The sequence below is a fragment of the Streptomyces lothianensis genome, assembly GCF_047779955.1.
Lineage (GTDB): Bacteria > Actinomycetota > Actinomycetes > Streptomycetales > Streptomycetaceae > Streptomyces.
In genome coordinates this window covers 28,723-48,264 of sequence record NZ_JBLMKT010000039.1, presented here as the reverse complement: position 1 = coordinate 48,264, position 19,542 = coordinate 28,723, and the positions used below count along the sequence as shown (strand labels likewise).

General features: G+C 69.9%; 22 protein-coding genes and 1 pseudogene. 12 read left to right on the top strand and 11 right to left on the bottom strand.

Annotated elements, in window-relative coordinates; all coding sequences use genetic code 11:
* Positions 1–62: 62 nt before the first annotated feature.
* A complete protein-coding gene (locus ACLF6P_RS14370; protein WP_415950628.1) occupies positions 63–1,520 on the bottom strand; it encodes an aldehyde dehydrogenase in 1,458 nt (485 codons plus the stop codon).
* A 243-nt stretch (positions 1,521–1,763) separates the two neighbouring features.
* Between ACLF6P_RS14370 and ACLF6P_RS14365 the strand changes: the two genes are divergently transcribed.
* Positions 1,764–2,816: an MBL fold metallo-hydrolase gene (locus tag ACLF6P_RS14365; protein WP_415950627.1), complete on the top strand. Its 1,053-nt coding sequence runs from the start codon at positions 1,764–1,766 to the stop codon at positions 2,814–2,816.
* Here ACLF6P_RS14365 and ACLF6P_RS30225 read toward each other — a convergent pair.
* The 5 genes and pseudogenes from ACLF6P_RS30225 to ACLF6P_RS14350 all read right to left on the bottom strand — a co-directional run bounded on the left by ACLF6P_RS30225 (position 2,813) and on the right by ACLF6P_RS14350 (position 5,817).
* Positions 2,813–3,184, bottom strand: coding sequence for a DUF7848 domain-containing protein (locus tag ACLF6P_RS30225; protein WP_463315318.1), 372 nt, complete (start codon positions 3,182–3,184; stop codon positions 2,813–2,815). The two genes, ACLF6P_RS14365 and ACLF6P_RS30225, sit on opposite strands and share 4 nt — an antisense overlap.
* A 29-nt stretch (positions 3,185–3,213) precedes the next feature.
* Positions 3,214–3,282: pseudogene (locus tag ACLF6P_RS30220) on the bottom strand (hypothetical protein); the annotation flags it as partial.
* Positions 3,279–3,689 carry a hypothetical protein gene (locus ACLF6P_RS14360; protein WP_415950626.1) on the bottom strand — a complete coding sequence of 137 codons (411 nt, stop codon included), beginning with the start codon at positions 3,687–3,689 and terminating at the stop codon, positions 3,279–3,281. The gene ACLF6P_RS14360 and the pseudogene ACLF6P_RS30220, both read right to left, overlap by 4 nt.
* A gap of 203 nt (positions 3,690–3,892) precedes the next feature.
* The gene (locus ACLF6P_RS14355) at positions 3,893–5,062 is read right to left on the bottom strand and encodes a helix-turn-helix domain-containing protein (protein ID WP_415950625.1); all 1,170 of its coding nucleotides are present in this window, start codon (positions 5,060–5,062) and stop codon (positions 3,893–3,895) included.
* A 113-nt stretch (positions 5,063–5,175) separates the two neighbouring features.
* The gene (locus ACLF6P_RS14350; protein WP_415950624.1) at positions 5,176–5,817 is read right to left on the bottom strand and encodes an HAD family hydrolase; all 642 of its coding nucleotides are present in this window, start codon (positions 5,815–5,817) and stop codon (positions 5,176–5,178) included.
* 165 nt (positions 5,818–5,982) lie between these two features.
* On the opposite strand from ACLF6P_RS14350, the gene ACLF6P_RS14345 reads away from it, so the two are divergent.
* Positions 5,983–6,582 carry a hypothetical protein gene (locus tag ACLF6P_RS14345; protein ID WP_415950633.1) on the top strand — a complete coding sequence of 200 codons (600 nt, stop codon included), beginning with the start codon at positions 5,983–5,985 and terminating at the stop codon, positions 6,580–6,582.
* A gap of 77 nt (positions 6,583–6,659) precedes the next feature.
* Complete coding sequence (locus ACLF6P_RS14340) at positions 6,660–7,388, top strand: DUF2625 domain-containing protein (protein ID WP_415950623.1); 729 nt, start codon at positions 6,660–6,662, stop codon at positions 7,386–7,388.
* Between the two features lie 6 nt (positions 7,389–7,394).
* Here ACLF6P_RS14340 and ACLF6P_RS14335 read toward each other — a convergent pair.
* The 3 genes from ACLF6P_RS14335 to ACLF6P_RS14325 all read right to left on the bottom strand — a co-directional run bounded on the left by ACLF6P_RS14335 (position 7,395) and on the right by ACLF6P_RS14325 (position 8,883).
* A protein-coding gene (locus tag ACLF6P_RS14335) for an IS5 family transposase (protein WP_415950632.1) occupies positions 7,395–8,191 on the bottom strand; the annotation gives its coding sequence in 2 pieces (ribosomal slippage) (positions 7,395–7,858 and positions 7,858–8,191; 798 coding nt in all).
* Between the two features lie 193 nt (positions 8,192–8,384).
* The gene (locus tag ACLF6P_RS14330; protein WP_415950622.1) at positions 8,385–8,615 is read right to left on the bottom strand and encodes a hypothetical protein; all 231 of its coding nucleotides are present in this window, start codon (positions 8,613–8,615) and stop codon (positions 8,385–8,387) included.
* Between the two features lie 34 nt (positions 8,616–8,649).
* On the bottom strand, positions 8,650–8,883 hold the full coding sequence (locus tag ACLF6P_RS14325; RefSeq protein WP_415950621.1) for a hypothetical protein: 234 nt from the start codon (positions 8,881–8,883) through the stop codon (positions 8,650–8,652).
* 369 nt (positions 8,884–9,252) lie between these two features.
* Here ACLF6P_RS14325 and ACLF6P_RS14320 point away from each other — a divergent pair, with 369 nt between their 5' ends.
* The 6 genes from ACLF6P_RS14320 (at position 9,253) to ACLF6P_RS14295 (ending at position 16,004) form a co-directional block, all read left to right on the top strand.
* Positions 9,253–10,491 carry a prenyltransferase/squalene oxidase repeat-containing protein gene (locus ACLF6P_RS14320; RefSeq protein ID WP_415950620.1) on the top strand — a complete coding sequence of 413 codons (1,239 nt, stop codon included), beginning with the start codon at positions 9,253–9,255 and terminating at the stop codon, positions 10,489–10,491.
* 5 nt (positions 10,492–10,496) lie between these two features.
* On the top strand, positions 10,497–11,168 hold the full coding sequence (locus ACLF6P_RS14315; RefSeq protein ID WP_415950631.1) for an SCO2322 family protein: 672 nt from the start codon (positions 10,497–10,499) through the stop codon (positions 11,166–11,168).
* A 3-nt stretch (positions 11,169–11,171) separates the two neighbouring features.
* Entirely contained in the window at positions 11,172–12,380 is a 1,209-nt protein-coding gene (locus ACLF6P_RS14310; protein WP_415950619.1) for a CbiQ family ECF transporter T component, read from the top strand.
* The gene (locus ACLF6P_RS14305; protein WP_415950618.1) at positions 12,377–14,272 is read left to right on the top strand and encodes an ABC transporter ATP-binding protein; all 1,896 of its coding nucleotides are present in this window, start codon (positions 12,377–12,379) and stop codon (positions 14,270–14,272) included. The genes ACLF6P_RS14310 and ACLF6P_RS14305 overlap by 4 nt, the downstream gene beginning before the upstream one ends.
* Entirely contained in the window at positions 14,272–15,189 is a 918-nt protein-coding gene (locus ACLF6P_RS14300) for an ECF transporter S component (RefSeq protein ID WP_415950617.1), read from the top strand. Before ACLF6P_RS14305 ends, ACLF6P_RS14300 begins: the two co-directional genes overlap by 1 nt.
* A 347-nt stretch (positions 15,190–15,536) precedes the next feature.
* Positions 15,537–16,004, top strand: a complete 468-nt coding sequence (locus tag ACLF6P_RS14295) for an aggregation-promoting factor C-terminal-like domain-containing protein (protein ID WP_415950616.1) — start codon at positions 15,537–15,539, stop codon at positions 16,002–16,004.
* A gap of 283 nt (positions 16,005–16,287) precedes the next feature.
* On the opposite strand, the gene ACLF6P_RS14290 is transcribed toward ACLF6P_RS14295, so the two are convergent.
* Together ACLF6P_RS14290 and ACLF6P_RS14285 are read right to left on the bottom strand one after the other, a co-directional pair.
* Positions 16,288–16,683: a hypothetical protein gene (locus tag ACLF6P_RS14290; protein ID WP_415950615.1), complete on the bottom strand. Its 396-nt coding sequence runs from the start codon at positions 16,681–16,683 to the stop codon at positions 16,288–16,290.
* The gene (locus ACLF6P_RS14285; protein WP_415950614.1) at positions 16,680–17,897 is read right to left on the bottom strand and encodes a helix-turn-helix domain-containing protein; all 1,218 of its coding nucleotides are present in this window, start codon (positions 17,895–17,897) and stop codon (positions 16,680–16,682) included. Before ACLF6P_RS14285 ends, ACLF6P_RS14290 begins: the two co-directional genes overlap by 4 nt.
* Before the next feature lie 152 nt (positions 17,898–18,049).
* On the opposite strand from ACLF6P_RS14285, the gene ACLF6P_RS14280 reads away from it, so the two are divergent.
* The 3 genes from ACLF6P_RS14280 (at position 18,050) to ACLF6P_RS14270 (ending at position 19,466) form a co-directional block, all read left to right on the top strand.
* A complete protein-coding gene (locus ACLF6P_RS14280) occupies positions 18,050–18,214 on the top strand; it encodes a hypothetical protein (RefSeq protein WP_415950613.1) in 165 nt (54 codons plus the stop codon).
* A 112-nt stretch (positions 18,215–18,326) separates the two neighbouring features.
* Positions 18,327–18,785, top strand: coding sequence for a glycine-rich domain-containing protein (locus ACLF6P_RS14275; protein WP_415950612.1), 459 nt, complete (start codon positions 18,327–18,329; stop codon positions 18,783–18,785).
* Positions 18,786–18,794: 9 nt separating this feature from the next.
* On the top strand, positions 18,795–19,466 hold the full coding sequence (locus ACLF6P_RS14270) for a class I SAM-dependent methyltransferase (RefSeq protein ID WP_415950611.1): 672 nt from the start codon (positions 18,795–18,797) through the stop codon (positions 19,464–19,466).
* Positions 19,467–19,542: the final 76 nt, after the last annotated feature.

Here is a 19,542-nt window from a genome sequence, read left to right as displayed (position 1 = left end):
GGCGGCTTAGCCACCGACGCAGGAAGCCCGCGCGTTTACGCGTGGGTGGAGTCACCAGGCGCTCACCCCTCGTACCCGTTGGGCAGGTGGATCATCTTGTGCTCGAAGTACTCCCCGTACCCCTCGGGCCCGAACTCCCGCCCGAGACCGGAGTTCTTGTAGCCGCCGAAGGGGCCGAGCATGTCGAGGCTGAAGGTGTTCACGCTGTACGTGCCGGTCCGCACGGAGCGCGCCACCTCGATGCCCCGCTCCACGTCGGCCGTCCAGACGCTGCCGCTGAGCCCGTACTCCGAGTCGTTCGCGATCTTCACGGCCTCGGCCTCGTCCCCGTACGGGAGCAGGCAGATGACCGGCCCGAAGATCTCCTCGCGGGCGATCCGCATCGAGTTGTCGACGCCGCCGAAGAGCGTCGGCTCGACGTACCAGCCCTTGTCCTGCCCGGCCGGGCGCCCGCCGCCGGTGAGGATCTTGGCGCCTTCCTCCTGGCCGATGCGGATGTAGTCGAGGGAGCGCTGCTGCTGCCGCTTGGCGACGAGCGGGCCGAGTTCGGTCGCGGGGTCGAGCGGGTCGCCGACCTTCAGCGCTCCGGCCGCGGCGGCGAAGGCCTCCGCGAACTCGTCGTAGCGGGAGTCCGGTACGAGGATACGGGTCTGCGCCACGCACGCCTGCCCGTTGATCATCCACGCGAAGGGCACGATCCCCTTGACCGCGGCCTCCGCATCGGCGTCCGGGAGGATGACGGCCGCCGATTTGCCGCCCAGTTCGAGGGTGACGCGGGTGAGGTTGCGCGAGCAGACCTCCATGACGCGCTTGCCTGCCCCGACGGACCCGGTGAAGGAGACCTTGTCCACGCCCTCGTGCCCGACCAGGTACTCGCTGACCTCGCGGTCGGCGGGAATGACCGAGAGCACGCCCTCGGGGAGCCCGGCCTCGGCGGCGATCTCCGCGAGGAGGTAGCCGTCGAGCGGGGTCTCGGGCGAGACCTTGAGGACCACCGGGCAGCCGGCGAGCAGCGCGGGGGCGAGCTTGGCGGCGGCGGTGAACTGGGGGACGTTCCACGGGACGACCGCGGCGACGACGCCGACGGGCTCGCGGCGCACCAGGATCCGGCCGAGCACGCCCTGGCGGCTCTCCTCGTAGGTGAAGTCGCGCGCGGTGGTGAGGGCCGCGTCGTAGACCATCATCGCGGCGAGCGCCTGCACCATCACGCTGGAGGTGAACGGCGTGCCGTTCTGCGCGGAGATGACGCGGGCGATCTCCTCGTGCCGGGCGAGGAAGCCGTCCTTGATACGGGTGACGACCTCGATCCGCTCGTCGAGGCTCATCCGGGGCCAGGGCCCCTCGTCGAAGGCCTTGCGCGCGGCGGCGACGGCCCGGTCGACGTCCGCCTTGGCGGCGTGCGGCACGCGGCCGATGACCTCCTCGGTGTGCGGGGAGACCACCTCGATGACGTCCTTGCCGACGGGGTCGAGCAACTCCCCGCCGATGAACAGCTTTCCGTGTTCCACGAGATCTGTCATGGCCGACTGCCTCCTGCGGGGCGGTTCCTGACACTGTTTCAGATACGGTCGTCACCGAAACTGATACCAGTTCTACTTGGAGGAGTCGAGAGGTCGGCCGGGAGCCCGGAGCGAAGCCGGGCGGCAGGCGCGCAACTCGGCGAGCGAATAGATGACTTGGGCTACTACTGAAACTAGTTCTAGTTATAGTGGTCGGGGCCGGACCGGCCGCATCCCGGCGACAGACAGAGACGGGGCCGCTTCATGACACAGGTGACCGAGCACGGCGGCGGGGTCTGGTCGCTCAAGGTGCCGATCCCGGACAATCCCCTCGGCCACACCCTCGTCCACCTCCTCGACACCGACCGCGGCCCCGTCCTGATCGACACCGGCTGGGACGATCCGGAGTCCTGGGACACCCTGGTCGAAGGCCTCACCAAGCTCGGCACCCGCGTCGAGGACCTGCACGGCGTCGTCATCACCCACCACCACCCCGACCATCACGGCCTCTCCGGCCGGGTGCGGGAGGTCTCGGGCGCCTGGCTCGCGATGCACCCGGCCGACACCCATGTCGTACGGCGCTCCCATCTGCGCAGGCCCGGCGAGTGGTTCGACTACATGGCCGACAAACTCACCACCGCCGGCGCCCCCGAGACCCACACCGCCCCGCTGCGCGCGGCCCGCGACTCCCGCCGCGCCACCACCCTCCCCGGCCTGAACGCCGCGATCCCCGACCGCGACATCACCCCGGGCGACCTCCTCGACCTGCCCGGCCGCAGACTGCGCGCCGTCTGGACACCGGGCCACACCCCCGGCCACGTATGCCTGCACCTGGAGGAGGAACACCCCAGCGGCCTCGCGGGCAACGGACGCCTCTTCTCCGGCGACCATCTGCTGCCGGAGATCTCCCCGCACATCGGCCTGTACGAGGATCCGGCGCAGGACATCGTCACGGACCCCCTCGGCGACTATCTCGACTCCCTGGAACGGATCAGCCGCCTCGGGGTGGCGGAGGTGCTGCCCGCGCACCAGTACGCGTTCACGGACGCGGCCTCACGCGTACGGGAACTCCTCGACCACCACGAGGAACGCCTCGCAGGCCTCCGCCGCCTGCTCGCCGAGCCCCTCACACCGTGGCAGCTGGCAACCCGGATGGAGTGGAACCGCCCCTGGGACCAGATCCCCTACGGCTCCCAGAACATCGCGGTCTCCGAGGCGGAGGCGCATCTGCGGCGCCTGGTGAAGCAGGGGCATGTGGAGGCGGTGGACGGCTCGGACCCTGTCCGGTACGTGTCCACCGTCAGCCCCACGTTCTAGCCCCCGGGTTCGGGAAGGGGCGGGCAGGGCCCGCCCACCGCGCGCCGCGGCTCCGGGACTCGCCGCTCAGGAGGCTGACACACAGTGTGCTCATGCAAGGCGATGCCACCGCCGCTCACGGAGAACTTGTCGAGCTGCTGATACTCCTGGTCCGGCAGGATCGGCTGATCGCAGCGGCAGCAGTAGCGACTCACACCCATGGCTGGGCCCGCCCGCGGTGGAGTGGGCTGCGGGGCGGGGGTGGCGCGCAGGAACGCGGTCATGATCTCCCGGAACCCGGTGTGCCTGGTCGCCCCGGCGTGGCGGATCGCCCACACGTCGGCGAGGGGCTGCTCGCCCGCGCGGAAGGTGGGGACTCGGCGCCGCATGTCGTGCACTCGATATGCCGGAGCGGCCCCGACGCGCCGGGGGTGGTGTCCCGGCCGATCGTCCACTCGGCGAGGCGGATGATCCTGGGCGCGCTCATCGGAAGTGCTCGGTCCTGGGGCCCAGCGCCACCGCGATCGTGTGTCGGATGGCCTGCCGCAATTCCTCCGGATCCGTGAACACCTTCTCGCGAGTGGGCGGCTCCACCCAGTGCAACAGATTCTCCGGAGACCCGAGCGACGGCACCGCGACATAGGTCGACGGGCCGCACACCGTCGTCTCCCGCTCATCCCATCCCGCAGTCGTACCGGGTGAGGTGAGAAAGAACAGCATCCGCGACCACGCATCGCAGATCACCGCCCCGCAGGCCTCGCCGAGGCGCTCCTTCACGCACAACCCCAGGCGACGGGACATCAGCACCGCGTCGAAGTGCGTACCGGCCCCCACGTGCCAGATCCTTCCCGGCTCGGGCAGCCATTCCAGGTGCGTGCCGACGGTGGTGGTCATTGCGTCACCGCCTTGTTGCAACCGCAGGTGACAATGGGGTCGGGCGATGCTGACCGGGTGATCCATGGCCGTTGCCCGCTCGGTCGGTGCCGTGCTCATCCTCGATCCCATCCGCCGTTGTTTGCTGGACAGGCAGATAGTGATCCGCTCAGCAGGGGACAAGTGACACAGCTTGTGTCACCGCGCCTACGTCGAACGAGGAGTCAGATGGCGCCGATCCATTCGGCGAAGCGTGTGAGAGTGTCGACATCCGCGCGCTTCAGCCGCCGCAGGGTGGCGGCATCCTCGCGGGCCCACAGGTGTTCACGCGTGTGCTGGGGTGCGATATGGCGGGCCGTCTTCAGCGACTCGAATGAGTCATCGGGCAGTCCTGCCCAAAGTTGAGCGCGGGCGAGTTCGATGTAGAACCCGGAACGGCGCTCCTCCGGCAGAGCGCGGGGCGGTGACCACATGCGGGCCACGTCAAGGGCGCGCTGCACATGGTCGGAGCCGAGACTGACAGCTACCGACACTTCGTGGATGCGCACCGAGTCGGGACCGAACGCGGTCCCCAAGTAGGTGCCCTCGCGAACCTGTTCGCCGAACGTGCGGGCTTCGGCGAGATGGAGTTCCGCCGCGGTGCTGTCGCCCGCCCGTCCGGCGATGACGGCGGCCCGCATGTGCAGGGCGCCGCGGGTGGCCGTGGCCACCACCTCGGTCGTGGGCGGCGGCATCTTGTCGAGGGCGGCTTCGAGGGCGCGGAGGCCGGACCGGTGGGCGCGCGCGGCGAAGAACGTCTCGGTGCGGACGTAGGCGACGGTTGCGTCAAGGAGCTGGTTCTCTGTGCGGGCGGCGGACCAGCGCATGAGTTCCACGAGGCGGGCGGAAAGGTCGTGGGCCCCGTACTTATATGCGGCGGCATCGGCCGCACGGAGAGCTGCGGTCATGAGAGGAGCAGCATCGGGCATTGTCTGTACAGCGCGGGACAGTTCGGTGAGGAGTGACGGGAGGTGGCTGGCGATCTGCACGTAATGTGCTGCGAGCCTCCACGACGTGGCCTCCGCGACCGCGGCGTGCAGTTCGGTGAGGGGGCGGACGGGGCCGTCGTCGGGGATGTCGTAGGCGGTGATCGCTGCGGACAGGGCAGGCAGGGCGTCGCGAACCCGCGTGTCCAGGCGGGCGCTGCCGGTGAGGAGCCGCGTGGGGTCGACGTCGAGGGCCGCAGCAAGTGAGTCGAGGGTGTCGTCGCCGGGCATCCGACTGCCCTGCTCGATCTTGCGGAGCATGCTGGGTGACACGAACGCGGCGCGTGCCAGGTCGAGTTGAGTCATGCGGCGGGCGCGGCGCAAGGTGGCAACACGTTTGCCTACCTCACGCATGGAGTTGGCGGGCATACTGAACTCCGTTCGGGACAGCCACTGCGGACCGTACCCACGCCCGTGCGTGTGCAGTACGCGAACGGCGCTTCCCGCCCACGCAGGCAGGGAGGGGCCGCCGCGCTGTCGCGTCAGTCGGCGACGATGGACAGCAGCTCGGTGAGACTGTCGATGGACCAGTCCGCAGCCGCGCGCACCTCAGGGTCGTCGCCCCACAGGAACCCCCACGGCCCGCGCCGCACATGCGCGACCCGCAGCCCCGCGGCCTTCGCCGGGAAGAGGTCGTTCGCCGGATGGTCGCCGACGTAGACGGTCTCGCGCGGCGCCGCCCCGGACACTTCGAGGACGCGTGCGAAGAACTCCGGCGAAGGCTTCGAGCAGCCCCACTCGGCCGAAGTGATGATCAGATCCGCGGGCAGGTCGAGCGCGCGCAGCATCTCCCCGGCCTTCCGGGTCTGGTTGCCGACGATGACGACGCGGACGCCAAGTTCACGAAGGCCGCTCAGCGCAGGCAGGACGTCATCGTACAGATCCTCCGCTTCGAGGATCTCCCCGCGTCCGGCGCGTTCGCGGGCTTCGTATTCGGCGGCGAGGTCGATCCCGGGGCGTAGGAGGCGAAGGGCATCGGCGTTGTCGCGGCCTTGTGCGGTGACGGCACCTACGAGCGCGGCCACGGTGTGGCGGGGGACGTCAAGCCAGTCCGCCCAGCGTGCCCAGTACCGGTCGTCGCGAGTGAGGGTCTCGCCGATGTCGAACACCATGGTTTCAATCATTGGGGGCAGCGTAGCGGGGGCGGCATATGCCGTGTGGTCTGCAGGGATGGTGGGGAAATGACCGCCGCGAGCGCCCCCCGTTACCGCTTTTGTGGTTCCGCGATGGGCCTCCGACCGTTGGTTCCGGCATGACTGTCCCTGCGGGCGTGATGGAGAGGCCCGCACGTGATCGACACCGGCGACGTCGACGTCTTCCTCGGCCTGTACATCGGCGAAACTCCAGGCCAAGCACGGAGCCGTGGTGGTCGTGGTGGACCAACCAGCCTCGATCGGCGCCATGCCGCAGGCGGTCGCCGCGACATGGGCTGCCCGGTCTCCTGGCAGTGCTGTGACCGGATAGGTTCGCCGGGTTGGTGGACCAGGCGCAACCATGGCGGGCAAGCGAGGTTGGCGATGAGTGACAACTACCTGACGGTGATTCCAGTCGATCCGTACTGGCAGCCCAGCAAGGGTGCGGCGGATCGTGCTGCCGCCAGGCTGTCCGGGATGCTTCCCGACGATGACGCACGCCGTGGTCTGGAAGCCAAGTGGCATGACAGCGTCGAGGTGATCCTCTGTGGTAACAATCTGGAAAAGATCTCCTGCCCACACTGCGGTGTGGAGCTCACCACCGGCTGGTGGGCGGAGGCCGTATCGGACCGCTACGACGTGAGCTTTCCAACGCTGATGGTGATGGTTCCCTGCTGTGGCGTCGAAACGTCGCTCAACGAGTTGGTGTACGACTGGCCGATGGGGTTCGCGCGATTCAGGATCGAGGTCCTTTAGAGATCGTCTTGTTTGGTGGATCGAATTGAAGGTGCCCCGGTCGACAGCGTCTCCCGTGCTGGTGCGACGATGCGGGGATGCGCGAGGTCAATGAGCTGATCAACGTCAGTGATCCAGCCTGGCCGCTCCTCCTCCAGGAGCTGTCTGGCACTGACGTACCAGTTGAGGTGCTGCCCGGCGACACCGAGACAGGCCGCGCGTCCTTGTTGCAGCTCCAGGTCTCGGCCCGGTCGAACCTGGGCGGAATCATGCTGAATTGCGGCGGTCTGCTCGTGGACAGCGGCTGGTTGCGGATCTTCGGAAGCCCGGGGGTCGCCGACGCAGAGCGTCTGCCGAGCCTGGCGCAGATCAATGCGATGCCCTCGACGTTCGATCCGGCCTGGCGGCCGGGGGCGGGGCTCGTGGTTGCGCACGATGCGCTGGGCGGGGTGTTCGCCCTCAACGGGGGCAACCCCCGTGAGGCCGGTCGGCCCGGCGAGCCGGGCGAGATCGTCTACTTCGCCCCTGACTCCCTTGGCTGGGAGGCACTGGGCGCCGGGCACTCGGCCTGGCTGTCCTGGATTCTCTCCGGAGGACTCCAGGAGTTCTACGGGGGGCTGCGGTGGGACGGCTGGCGCACCGAGGTCTCCGTGCTGAACGGCCGGCAGGGTTTGTCGTTCTTCCCGCCGTTGTGGTCGGCCGAGGCCCGCCAGGACCTGCTGGCGACCAGTCGCCGTGCGGTGCCCATGGCGGAACTCCTGAGGCTGAGCCGCGACTCGTGCCGCCAGTTCGACGGCGCCGACCCAGGGTTCCTCGGAGCCGTATGAACCGGCTCACGCGCCCAGACGGCGGTAGCAGATGAGCGCAGCAGCGATACCGGCGAAGGCGAGGAAGTGTTCGACCTTGCGTTCATAACGGCGGTGCAGCCGGCGGCACCTGGCCAGCCAGGCCACCGTGCGCTCCACAGTCCAGCGGTGACGGCCCAGGCGCTGGGAGGACTCGATGCCCTTGCGGGCGATGCGCGGGGTGATGTTTCGGGAGCGTAGCCACCGGCGCAGGTGATCGTAGTCGTATCCCTTGTCGCCATAGAGCTTGGCGGGCCTTCGTCGGCGCGGCCCGCGTCGGGAGCGGATGGGCGGGATGCCGCGCACCAGGGGTTCGAGCCCCTGGCTGTCGTGGGTGTTCGCGGCGGAGATCCCGATCGAGACGGGCAGACCGGTCCGCTCGGTGATCAAGTGGATCTTTGATCCCTTCTTGCCGCGATCTACAGGATTCGGACCCGACAGGTCCCCCCTTTCAGAGCCCGCATGTTCACGGAGTCGATAGCGCAGCGGGACCAGTCCAGCTCACCGCGGGCGCCGAGTTCGTCAAGGATCAGGCGGTGGAGCTTGCCCCAGACCCGGGCCCGGCTCCACTCGGTGAACCGCCGGTGCGCGGTTGGGACGGACGGGCCGAAACCCGGCGGCAGTTGCCGCCAGGTACAGCCGGTCGTGGCCACGAACAGGATCGCCGCCAGCACTTCGCGATCACCGTAGCGGCGTCGGCCACCGCCCTGCGGACGCACCGGCGCGGCCGGAACCACCCGCTGGAACAACTCCCACAGCCCGTCCGGCACCAGACGCCTCACCATCGCTTTCACGACCGCCAGCCTAGTGATCAAGCCAGTTGAGACGATCTCTTATCCCAACCGGGCATGGCTGACCGACGAGGAACTGGCCTCCCTCACTGATGCGCTCGGACATCCTCTACGACAGATCCTCGTGCATATCTAGTGGTCTGACCGGGACAGGCCACAAGAGTCGATGGGCCGACTGAGCCGCCCTTCACTCAGGGATGACCAGCCCGCGGTCACGCAGCCGAGGCAGACAGGTCTTCAAGCAGTCCTCCACCGAGGCCGCATCAGTGCGCACGAGCAGGCCCTCGTGGAAGGGGCCACCGTTCGCGACGAAGGTCCACGGCCGGACGCCATCGCGCATGCGCTCCGCGTCGGCCTTGAAGAGCACCGTCACGCCCTGCTCGGCCAGCGCCTCCATCACACGTACAACGTCGGCCATCGCTCCCCCGTTCGAATAGGTTCAGGCCGGTAGATCAGCCTTCCGGCCGAAGTCGCTGTCGAGCGGCCTCAAGCCGCTGGTCATTGTCCGAGGCGAACAACTCAGGAAGTGCCTTGTCCAGCGTTCCGGCGATGCGGTGGACCGGCGCCCAGACCGCCGGATCATCGACAACGCGGCTGAGGTCCGTCATCTGGAGCTTCTCCAGCCAGTGCGACAGCACCAGCGCCTCGTCACTCGTGAGCCTGATCGTGACCTGGCTATCGCTCATGCCCACCCCTCCGGCTCGGCTCCCACCCTCAACCACACGAACCTACTGGCCTTCGACCTTGACCAAACACAGTAGGGGTACCTCCCGCCCGCGCCCACCGACGACCCCCGCCATCTGACTGCCCGGTACAGTGGGCGGGCAATCACCACGCCGTACGGAGGGAAGCCGGTGCGAATCCGGCGCTGACCCGCAACCGTATGCCATCCGCCGCACAAAAACGCGGATGACAAGCCGGAATGCTCCGTGAGCGGCGTGTGTGGCTCCAGTCGCCGGACGATCCGGCGGCCGGGACCGTCGAGGTACACGGACCCGGAGCCCGGTGCCTTCACGGGCCCGTGCCCGGCCCAGCAGGAGAGGCACCGCCCGATCATGAGAGCCCGCCGAAGCGCCGCACTGGCCGCCGCCACCGCCGTACTCTGCGCGGCCGCAGCCCCCGCCGCGATCGCGGACGACACCCCGGCACCCGCCGACCTGCCTTCGGGCCTGTACGGCAAGGCGGACCCGCAGTGGGACGGCGTCTTCCGCCAGTCGTACGCGCTGCTCGCGCAGGACACCGTGGGTGTGAAGCCGGCGGCGAAGGCCGTGGACTGGCTGGCCGGGCAGGCCTGCGCGGACGGCGCGTACGCCGCGTTCCGCGAGGATCCCGCGCAGAAGTGCGATGACAAGACGGTCGTCGACTCCAACTCCACCGCGACCGCGATCCAGGCGCTCGCCGCGCTCGGCGGGCATGACGCCGACGTCAAGAAGTCGGTCGCCTGGCTGAAGTCCGTACAGAACGAGGACGGCGGCTGGGGCTACAACCCGGGCCTGCCCTCCGACGCCAACTCCACCTCGCTGGTCGTCGGCGCCCTGAAGGCGGCCGGGGAGAAGCCGGCCGACGTGAAGTCGAAGAAGGACAAGACGCCGGCCGACGCGCTCATGGCGCTGTCCCTGCCCTGCGACACGGGCAAGGGCGCCTTCGGCCTCGCCGACATGAAGACCGGCGAGCTCGCGCCCAACGCCGACGCGACCGCCGCCGGTGTGCTCGGCGCCCTGGAGCAGGGTCTCGTCGCCGAGGCCGCCGACACGACCGAGCCCGTCGAGTGCGCCGAGGCCACGGACCTCGCGCGGGCCGCCTCGAACGGTGCCACGTACCTCGCCGACATCCTCGCCGAGGACGGCTACCTGAAATCCTCGCTGGCCGGCGCCGAGGACCAGCCCGACTACGGCAACACCGCCGACTCCGTCGTGGCACTCTCCGCGGCCGGTCTGACCGAGCACGCGAAGGCGCCGCTCGCCGAGCTGCAGAAGAACGGCGTCGCCTGGGCGAAGACCTCCGGCAGCCCCGCCGCCTACGCCCAGCTGATCTTCGCCGCCCACGCCGCCGGTGCCGACCCGAAGGACTTCGGCGGTACGGACCTGGTGAGCGCCCTGAACGCGATGGGCCCGGCGCCGCAGAAGGCCGACTCCGGCGCTGCGGAGAAGTCCGCGGACGACAAGGACAAGAAGGACGAGCAGAAGGACGACGAGGGCTCGTCCATGAACGTCTGGTGGATCATCGGCGTCTTCTTCGTCGCCAGCGTCGGCATCGGCTTCCTGCTCAGCGGCCGCAAGAAGAACAAGCTGTGAGAAGCCTGCGGCAGTCCGCGGCCGCCCTCCTCGCGGGGGCGGTCCTCGCCGTCCTGTGCGCCGCCCCGGCGCAGGCGGATGCGTACCGCTACTGGTCGTTCTGGTTCAAGGACGACAAGGGCGCCTGGGCATACGCCACCCAGGGCCCGGCGACCGCCAGGCCCTCGGACGGTGATGTGGAGGGCTTCCGCTTCGCCGTGAGCGAGGACTCCGCGGACGCCTCGAAGCCACGCTCGGACGCCGGCTTCGAGGAGATCTGCGCGGATACGGCGGCGAAGGGCGGCCAGAAGCGGGTCGCGCTCGTCATCGACTTCGGTACGGCCGCGGACGCGCCCTCCGGTGAGACGCCGCCGAAGCCGCGTACGGCCTGTGCGCGGATCGACGAGGACGGGACGTCCGCGGAGGCGCTCGCGGCGGTCGCCAAACCACTGCGCTACGACAGCAGCGCGCTGTTGTGCGCCGTATCCGGCTATCCGCAGCGCGGCTGCGGGGAGATGGTGTCCGGGGACGGCGCGAAGGAGCCGACCGGCTCGGACGCTGCGGACGCCTCGGACGCTGCGGACTCCGCCGCTCCGGGTGACGACGGCGGCCCCTCCGTCGGACTGCTCGCCGGGCTCGCCGCGGTCCTTCTGCTCGGCGTGGCAGCGATCTGGCAGGCCCGCCGCCGTCGGGGCTGAGCCATGAGCCCGTACTCCGCCGTCCTGCGGCGGCGGCCCGCCGCACCGGTCGTCACCCGTGCCAACGCCCTGCACCCGGGCGCCTGGTGGATCTGGGCACTCGGGCTCGGCACGGCCGCCTCGCGCACCACCAATCCGCTGCTGCTCGGCCTGCTGGTCGGCGTCGCGGGATACGTGGTGGCGGCGCGGCGTTCGGATGCGCCGTGGGCGCGTTCGTACGGAGCGTTCGTGAAGCTCGGCCTGCTGGTGCTCGCGATCCGGCTGGTGTTCGCGGTGGTCCTCGGATCGCCGATCCCGGGCTCGCACGTGCTGTTCTCGCTGCCCGAGGTGCCGCTGCCCGACTGGGCGCAGGGCGTGCGGCTCGGCGGCAAGGTGACCGCCGAGGGGCTGCTCTTCGCGCTGTACGACGGGCTGAAGCTGGCCACGCTCCTGATCTGCATCGGCGCGGCAAACGCGCTCGCCAACCCGGCGCGGCTGCTCAAATCGCTGCCGGGTGCGCTGTACGAGGCGGGGGTCGCGGTGGTCGTGGCGATGACGTTCGCGCCGCAGTTCCTGGCGGATCTGGCGCGGCTGCGGCGGGCGCGGCGGCTGCGCGGCCGTCCCGACCGCGGGATCCGGGGGCTCGCGCAGGTGGGGCTTCCGGTGCTTGAGGGCGCGTTGGAGCGTTCGGTGGCGCTGGCGGCCGCGATGGACGCGCGCGGCTACGGGCGCAGCGCCGACGTTCCCGTTCCCGTACGGCGGCTGACCGCGGTGTGCACGCTGGGCGGGCTGCTCGGGGTGTGCGCCGGAACGTACGGACTGCTCGCCGCGCAGGGCGCGGGGTTCGGGCTTCCGGTGCTGCTCGGCGGTCTCGCGCTCGCGCTGGTGGGGTTGTGGCTCGGCGGGAAGCGTTCGCTGCGTACCCGCTACCGGCCCGACCGGTGGGATCTGCGGGCCTGGCTGGTGTCGGGGTCCGGGGTGGCGGTCGCGGCCCTCATGATCGCCGCGGCCTCCGCGGACCCGGCCGCCCTGCACCCCGGTGTCGTACCGCCCACGGCGCCCGGGCTGCCGCTGTGGCCGGCGGCGTCCGTACTGATCGGGCTGCTGCCCGCGTTCATCACGCCCGCGCCGGTTCGAGCCGCGCGGGCGCCACGCGGACAGGGCCCGGGTGTCGAGTCCGCACGGCCTCAGGGCTCGTGTCCTGCGGCCGCCCCACGGAAGGAAGCCTCATGATCCGCTTCGAGGATGTCTCCGTGACGTACGACGGGGTGGAGCGCCCGACCCTCTCCGGGGCCGATCTCACCGTCCCGGAGGGCGAGCTGATGCTGCTCGTCGGGCCGTCCGGAGTCGGCAAGTCGACTCTCCTCGGCACGGTCAGCGGGCTCGTCCCGCACTTCACCGGCGGCACCCTGCGCGGCCGGGTCACCGTCGCGGGACGTGACACCCGTACGCACAAACCGCGGGAGCTGGCCGATGTGGTCGGCACCGTGGGCCAGGACCCGCTCTCGCACTTCGTCACCGACACCGTCGAGGACGAGCTCGCGTACGGCATGGAGTCGCTCGGCCTGGCGCCGGATGTGATGCGCCGCCGCGTCGAGGAGACCCTCGACCTGCTCGGCCTCGCCGAGCTGCGCGAACGCCCCATCGCCACGCTCTCCGGCGGGCAGCAGCAGCGGGTCGCGATCGGTTCGGTGCTCACCCCGCACCCGCGGGTCCTCGTCCTCGACGAGCCGACCTCGGCGCTCGACCCGGCCGCCGCCGAGGAGGTGCTCGCGGTGCTGCAGCGGCTCGTGCACGACCTCGGCACGACGGTGCTGATGGCAGAGCACCGGCTCGAACGGGTCGTGCAGTACGCGGACCAGGTGGTGCTGCTGCCCTCGCCGGGCGCGGCTCCGGTGGCCGGGACGCCCGCGGAGATCATGGCGGTCTCCCCGGTGTTCCCGCCGGTGGTCGGCCTGGGCCGCCTCGCGGGCTGGTCACCGCTGCCGCTGACGGTCCGCGATGCCCGGCGGAGCGCCGCCGAGCTGCGGGAACAGCTGGCGGGGGTGGAGGTGCCCGCGGTGGAGGCGGCGGGATTGTCAGTGGGGGCCGATAGCCTGAGAGGGGCTCGGCCCCCGGGAGGGCGGGGACTGTCCGGTACGCCGGAGTCCGGCGCCCGGGCGGAGTCCAGCGCTCCGGAGTCCGGTGCCCCGGCGGGTCGTCCCGCGCGGGACGAAACCACGCGGGATGGGGGCGCCCGGGATGGGGCCGCGCAGGACGAAACCACGCGGGCGGAAGCTCCGCCGCGCCGCCGCTTCTCCCTCCTGCGCCGCAGGCCGCGGCCCGCGGTCACCGCTCCCGCGGACTCCGCCACGCCCGGCGCCGGGCACACCGCCTCCGCCGCCTCCCTCGGCGTCCACCGTGGCCGGATCGAAGCCCTGCACCGCGTGGACCTCACCGTCTCGCCGGGCGAGACCATCGCCCTGATGGGGCGCAACGGGGCCGGGAAGTCCACCCTGCTCTCCGCGTTCGTCGGGCTCGTGGAGCCCTCCTCCGGAAGCGTGCGCGTCGCGGGCGCCGTACCGCACCGGACCACGCCGCGGGAACTCATCCGGCGCGTCGGCCTCGTACCGCAGGAACCGCGGGATCTGCTGTACGCCGACACCGTGGCCGGTGAGTGCGCGGCCGCCGACGCGGACGCGGAGGCGGCGCCGGGTACCTGCCGGGCGCTCGTCGCGGAGCTGCTGCCCGGGATCGGGGACGGCACGCACCCGCGGGACCTGTCCGAGGGGCAGCGGCTCGCGCTCGCGCTGGCCGTCGTCCTCACAGCCCGGCCGCCGCTGCTCCTGCTCGACGAGCCGACCCGCGGCCTCGACTACGCGGCGAAGGCGCGCCTGGTGACGGTGCTGCGGTCGCTCGCCGCCGAAGGGCACGCGATCGTGCTCGCCACCCACGATGTGGAGCTGGCCGCCGAACTGGCGCACCGGGTGGTGATCCTCGCCGAGGGCGAGGTGGTCGCGGACGGGCCGACCGAGGAGGTCGTGGTGTCCTCGCCGTCCTTCGCCCCGCAGGTCGGCAAGATCCTCGCGCCGCTGCCGTGGCTCACGGTCGGACAGGTGCGTACGGCTCTCGGGGAGCCGGCGTGATGGGGCGGGCCGCGCGCGGACGGACCGCGCGGGAACGGACCGCGCAGCTGCCGACCGCTCGGCTGACGACCGCGCAGGTACGGGCCGTGCGGCTCGGGCCCAGGTCGGTCGTGGCGCTGGTCCTGGTCGGGGTGACCGGTGTGTTCGCCTTCGCCTGGCCGCTGCTCGCCGATCCGCAGTCCGGTGTGGCGCACTCCAAGGACGCGCCGTGGCTGTTCGCGGCGCTCCTTCCGATGCTGCTCGGCGTGGTGCTCGCGACCATCTCGGAGAGCGGGCTCGGCGCGAAGGCCATTGCGATGATCGGAGTGCTAGCCGCGGTCGGCGCGGCGCTGCGGCCGCTCGGGGCGGGCACGGCGGGCCTTGAGCCGACGTTCTTCCTGATGATCGTGGCCGGGCGGGTGCTCGGTCCGGGCTTCGGATACGTGCTCGGCTCGGTGACGCTGTTCGCCTCCGCGCTGCTCACCGGCGGGGTGGGGCCGTGGATGCCGTTCCAGATGCTCAGCATGGGCTGGGTCGCGATGGGCGCGGGGCTGCTGCCCGGTGCGGACCGGCTGCGCGGGCGGGCCGAGATGGCGATGCTCGCGCTGTACGGGGCGCTCGCGTCGTTCGCGTACGGCTTCGTGATGAACATGTACGGCTGGCCGGTCATCGGCGGCCTCGGCTCGGGCATCTCCTTCGTGCCCGGTGATCCGCTGCACGAGAACCTGGCCCGCTATATCGCCTACTGCCTCGCCACCTCGATGGGCTGGGACCTCGGGCGGGCCGTGATCACGGTCGTGCTGACGCTCGCGGTCGGGCCGACGGTTCTCAAGGCGCTGCGGCGGGCCACACGAAAGGCGGCGTTCGAGGCGCCCGTCACATTCGATCGTGGGGGCAGAACGGGCGAAAAGGTAACGGAATCACCCAAGAATCCGTGACGGGGTGCTCACTTCCCGTATAAATCGGGGGCTCGCACGGGTGAGCCCGCCCACAGGACCTAGGTCACTTACGAAGTGGAATAGTGGACCTCGGAGCATGATCGCCAAGGGGGCGGAAAGCGGGCTTGACCTGCGAGGCCGAGGGGGCGGCGGGGGTAGGGCCGTTACGCCCCGGGTGCGAGGCCCACTAGTACAAGGGGTGATTGCGGCGGCGTAACAGCCCTGCTTCTCTGGAGGTCGTCGCAGGGCACGGCGGCCCCCACGGGCCCCGCCCCGGCAAACCCCCACCGCACTTCCCGCGGCACCGGCTTGCCTGCGGCCCCCCGTTCCCCACCGGAAGGTCCAGCGTGTCCCTCTCCAGCATTCGCCGCATCGCCACCCCGAAGAAGACCCTCACCACCGCGCTGGTGGCCGCGTCCGCCGCGGGTCTGGTCTTCACGGCGGCCCCCGCCCAGGCCGCCACGGCGCAGGCCGCACCGGCACAGGGCGCACCGGCCGCCGTACCGATGGCCGCTCCGGCCGCGGCGGGGTCGGCGAAGGCGCTCGCGAAGAAGATGATCAAGGATCCGGCGCAGTTCGCCGCGTTCAGCAAGATCGTCGCCCACGAGAGCGGCTGGGACCACACCGCGACGAACTCGTCCTCCGGCGCGTACGGCCTGGTCCAGGCGCTCCCGGGCTCGAAGATGGCCTCGGCGGGCTCCGACTGGAAGACCAACCCGGCCACGCAGATCGAGTGGGGCCTGGACTACATGAACGACCGCTACGGCTCGCCGGTCGAGGCGTGGTCCTTCTGGCAGGCGAACGGCTGGTACTGAGTCGTATTCCGCACGGCTCCGGCGCGCCGCATCCGCCACGGCACTCCCGCACCCCGCCGCGGAGCGGCGGGGTGCGTCTTTCCGGGGGCTGACGCTTTTTTCGGCCCTCGCACAACCACGGCCGGGCAGGACGCCCCGGCGGCCCATGGGCGATTGTCCGACCGCCGCCTCGGGGCACGATCAGCGTCAGCCGGTGCCGGAAATCCCGCGGAGCCGCCTGCGGATCCCGCAATGCCTGAAGAATTACGGACGCGTGGCCATATGCGCCAGCGCAGCCGACTGCTCAGGAATCCTGAGTCAGATGCCGACTCTCGCTCTCAATCGCATCGAAGATGTCGGCGTCCGTCTCCCGCTGCCATTCCGGAAGTTCTGACCAGTCCGCTACGTAGCCCGGCTTCGGGTCCTCGATCCGGCGGTAGATCTGCGCAATCCAGCATGTAGCGACGAAGCGCCCGCGCTGCTCCCTGCTGAGTCGGTTCGTGGTACCGCCTGAGAGCTTGATGAATTCACGAACTTGGTGGCACACTGCCGCGGCGGACTTGCGCTCCCAATCAGGCGTTTTCTCCCACGGCGTGATGTACCCGGGTTTCGGGTCTCCGGGGAAGTGCTTCTTGACGCCCTCAATCCACGCCTCGCGAAAGATGCGACCTTCTTCGATATCCACGGATCTCCCTCTCATCCCGAGACCTTCAGTGCGGAAATTTGCTCCGATAACTCTCTTACCCTGCGGTCCGACTTCAGCGGTTCGAGTTCTTCTCGGAGCACGAGCAGTTTGCGGCCGACCCAGCCTGATCCACGTTGCCGCGCGACATTGAGGGCCTCATTCGCATATGACATGAGCTGGTCCACATCCCGCCGCTGCACCCCGATGAGGGCAAGATCCGCCAGAATGGCACCCCTGCGCCGCGACGCGGGAGGCAACTGCCTCAGTGCCGCGCCAAGAGCATCCTCGGCGAGATCAGGGCGCTGGAGTTTCGTGAAGCAGGTTCCGCGTTCCTCGGCCAGACGGGAGCCGTCGAACCTCAACCATCCGCCGTTGTGCACGGGGCCAGCGAGCGAATGAACCTCTTCGGCTTCATCGAGAGCCCGCTTGCAGGAGTCGAGATCCCCTATGGCTGCGAAGATTTCCGCCTGAACAGCGGAAACCCAGTGCCGGGTGGAAAGCTGTGTGTCCCCACGTCGAGCCACGTGACGCGCCAACTCCACCAGTGGAGCGGTCTCCTCGTACCGCTGGTCTCCGTACAGTCCGATGAAGGCATGCCGAGTCAGGGCGCAGGCCCACAGGTCTGGATTTCCGGCCTCCCGTGCGGCACTGGCCGCGAGGGTGTAGCAGTGCGCTGCGTCCGTGTAGCGGTTGCCGTCGAACATGATCTCCCCGGCGAGTTGGAAGAGATCACCGACGTCCGCACAGAGACGCTTGTGCCCCTCTCCGTGGCTCGCTCGAAGAGCGTGGGACAACGCGATTGCCTGATCGCGGACGAGGGGGTACACGGACTGCTTCGATGACGCCAGGGAGTACACCTGCCAGAGGTGCGGGCCCATGCTCGCGTACTCCGTTGCCCCAGCTGCGGCCGGCACGGGCGTGGAGGCCAGCGCGCCCGCCGTGGTCACGAGTTGCAGGAAGTCACGCCGGATCACGTCGTCAAAGTCACCCCCCTCTGACCTCGTTGCCGGTGCTGGAGGCTCGTCCGGTTCCAACAGGCGCTCCAACTCCGCCGGATTCACCTTGAGGAGTCGTGCGAGCTTCGGCCAGAGGAAGCCCTGCGGAGCCGCCTCTCCTCGCACCCAACGGCCAACCGTGGTTCGGTCGACGGGCAGGGCATGCGCCAGCCGCTCCTGACTGTAGCCGCATGCCTTCATGCGCCGCACTAAGCGATCACGCCTGTCCGCCATACCTCGTCCTCTCGGGCATGCCGTCTTCCCTGGTCACGGTAGTGGATGCGGCAGACGTGCGTCATAACTGCGACCGAAGTGACGTGGTCGCGGCCCCCGGCCCAGCCGTTCACTGATGCCGTCCGCTTCGACTTCTCACGAAAGGCCCTGAGATGAGCGTGCAGGCAGAGGAGCCACGGGCGAACACCGAGGAGTCGCCCGTCTTCATCGAAGGCGAGGAGATCCCCAAGTGCCCCGGCTGCACCTGCCTGGTCATCTGGAAGGACACGACTGGGCAGTGCCTGCACTGCAGCGCGCCTCTGAAGTCGGACGCGTGATCCCCCGCTGTCTGCCGGTGGCGTGATCCTTCCGCGAAGCGTTCCCCACATCTACGGAAGCTCGGCCGACAGCGGGCCACAAGTGCACCCCAACAGGCAAGGAGGCAGCAGCATGCCGACGACCGATCCCACCGCACCGACCAAGAAGGTGGATCCCCGGGAGATCATGGGTGAGCACCTGCTCGACAGGCTCGCCACCCGCATCACGGCGGATCACTCACACATGGGCCTTGAGTACTCCCGGCGCATCATGGCGGAAACCGTGAAGTTCCTCGTTGCCGGAGTCGCGTGCGACGAGCCGCTGTCTCCCTCGGAGACGGTCGACGTCGGGTGGCACACGTTCATCCTGCACACGGCGGACTATGCCGAGTTCTGCGACCGGGTGGCGGGATACTTCATCCACCACAACCCTGAGTACCTGGACGAGAAGACCCGCGGCGGAGCGAAAAACGTCCGGCAGCGCACACTCGACGCGATCACAGCGGCCGGGTTCGAGGCGGACCTTCCGCTGTGGCCGGAGGCAGCGGACTGCCACCAGTGTCACGCCGGGTGCCACGGCAGCCCGAAGTAGGGGAAACGCATGACCACAGCCCAGTTCTGGGGCGACTACGCCCAGACCAAGCCGTCCCCTCGCGAGACCAATGCCGCCGGAGAGCGCACGTGGTTCAACTGGACCCAGTACCCGGAACACGGCCCCGATGAGGAGATCTTGCGCCGTCAGGGCTTCGGCATGCCCGGACGCGCTCTGGAGCTGGGCTGCGGCACCGGCCGCAACATCGCGCACCTTGCCACGCGCGGCGTGACCTCCGTAGGGCTGGACTTGTCAGACGCCCAGATCTCCCACGCCCGCGCGAGGTGGGGAGACGCGGATCGCCTGCACTTCGTTCATGAGGAGGCAACCGAGTTCCTCCGCAAGACCGAGGACCGGTTCGACGCCGTGTTCTCCGTCTTCGGTGGCCTCTGGTTCACCGACCCCGCCACATTGCTTCCCCTCGTACACGCGCGGCTCGACCCGGGCGGTGTCCTGGCGTTCTCCCACGCACCGGCCATCGAAGGCTGCTACGGACCTCAGGGGGCATACAAGGGAGACTTCGCAGGAGACCCTCCGATCCTGCGCCGCTGGGCCTACACGCCGCAGATGTGGACAGGGATCCTGCTCAACTACGGCTTCATGGATGTCTCAGCGGTCATCCTCTCCGCCCCGCGTGCTGGGGATCTGGGCACGCTCCTCGTGCGCGCTGTCCGTATCTGAACCACGTCGGCGGAGGGTCGGGTGCAGGGAACGCGCACCATGCCGGGCAATGACACGCGCCGAGCAGCCTGCCCTC

Coding starts and splice junctions, on each gene's coding strand:
- ACLF6P_RS14370 (WP_415950628.1), bottom strand. CDS start 1,520: ATGACAGATCTCGTGGAACACGGAAAGCTGTTCATCGGCGGGGAGTTG.
- ACLF6P_RS14365 (WP_415950627.1), top strand. CDS start 1,764: ATGACACAGGTGACCGAGCACGGCGGCGGGGTCTGGTCGCTCAAGGTG.
- ACLF6P_RS30225 (WP_463315318.1), bottom strand. CDS start 3,184: ATGCGGCGCCGAGTCCCCACCTTCCGCGCGGGCGAGCAGCCCCTCGCC.
- ACLF6P_RS14360 (WP_415950626.1), bottom strand. CDS start 3,689: ATGACCACCACCGTCGGCACGCACCTGGAATGGCTGCCCGAGCCGGGA.
- ACLF6P_RS14355 (WP_415950625.1), bottom strand. CDS start 5,062: ATGCCCGCCAACTCCATGCGTGAGGTAGGCAAACGTGTTGCCACCTTG.
- ACLF6P_RS14350 (WP_415950624.1), bottom strand. CDS start 5,817: ATGATTGAAACCATGGTGTTCGACATCGGCGAGACCCTCACTCGCGAC.
- ACLF6P_RS14340 (WP_415950623.1), top strand. CDS start 6,660: ATGCGCGAGGTCAATGAGCTGATCAACGTCAGTGATCCAGCCTGGCCG.
- ACLF6P_RS14330 (WP_415950622.1), bottom strand. CDS start 8,615: ATGGCCGACGTTGTACGTGTGATGGAGGCGCTGGCCGAGCAGGGCGTG.
- ACLF6P_RS14325 (WP_415950621.1), bottom strand. CDS start 8,883: ATGAGCGATAGCCAGGTCACGATCAGGCTCACGAGTGACGAGGCGCTG.
- ACLF6P_RS14320 (WP_415950620.1), top strand. CDS start 9,253: ATGAGAGCCCGCCGAAGCGCCGCACTGGCCGCCGCCACCGCCGTACTC.
- ACLF6P_RS14310 (WP_415950619.1), top strand. CDS start 11,172: ATGAGCCCGTACTCCGCCGTCCTGCGGCGGCGGCCCGCCGCACCGGTC.
- ACLF6P_RS14305 (WP_415950618.1), top strand. CDS start 12,377: ATGATCCGCTTCGAGGATGTCTCCGTGACGTACGACGGGGTGGAGCGC.
- ACLF6P_RS14300 (WP_415950617.1), top strand. CDS start 14,272: ATGGGGCGGGCCGCGCGCGGACGGACCGCGCGGGAACGGACCGCGCAG.
- ACLF6P_RS14290 (WP_415950615.1), bottom strand. CDS start 16,683: ATGAGAGGGAGATCCGTGGATATCGAAGAAGGTCGCATCTTTCGCGAG.
- ACLF6P_RS14285 (WP_415950614.1), bottom strand. CDS start 17,897: ATGGCGGACAGGCGTGATCGCTTAGTGCGGCGCATGAAGGCATGCGGC.
- ACLF6P_RS14280 (WP_415950613.1), top strand. CDS start 18,050: ATGAGCGTGCAGGCAGAGGAGCCACGGGCGAACACCGAGGAGTCGCCC.
- ACLF6P_RS14275 (WP_415950612.1), top strand. CDS start 18,327: ATGCCGACGACCGATCCCACCGCACCGACCAAGAAGGTGGATCCCCGG.
- ACLF6P_RS14270 (WP_415950611.1), top strand. CDS start 18,795: ATGACCACAGCCCAGTTCTGGGGCGACTACGCCCAGACCAAGCCGTCC.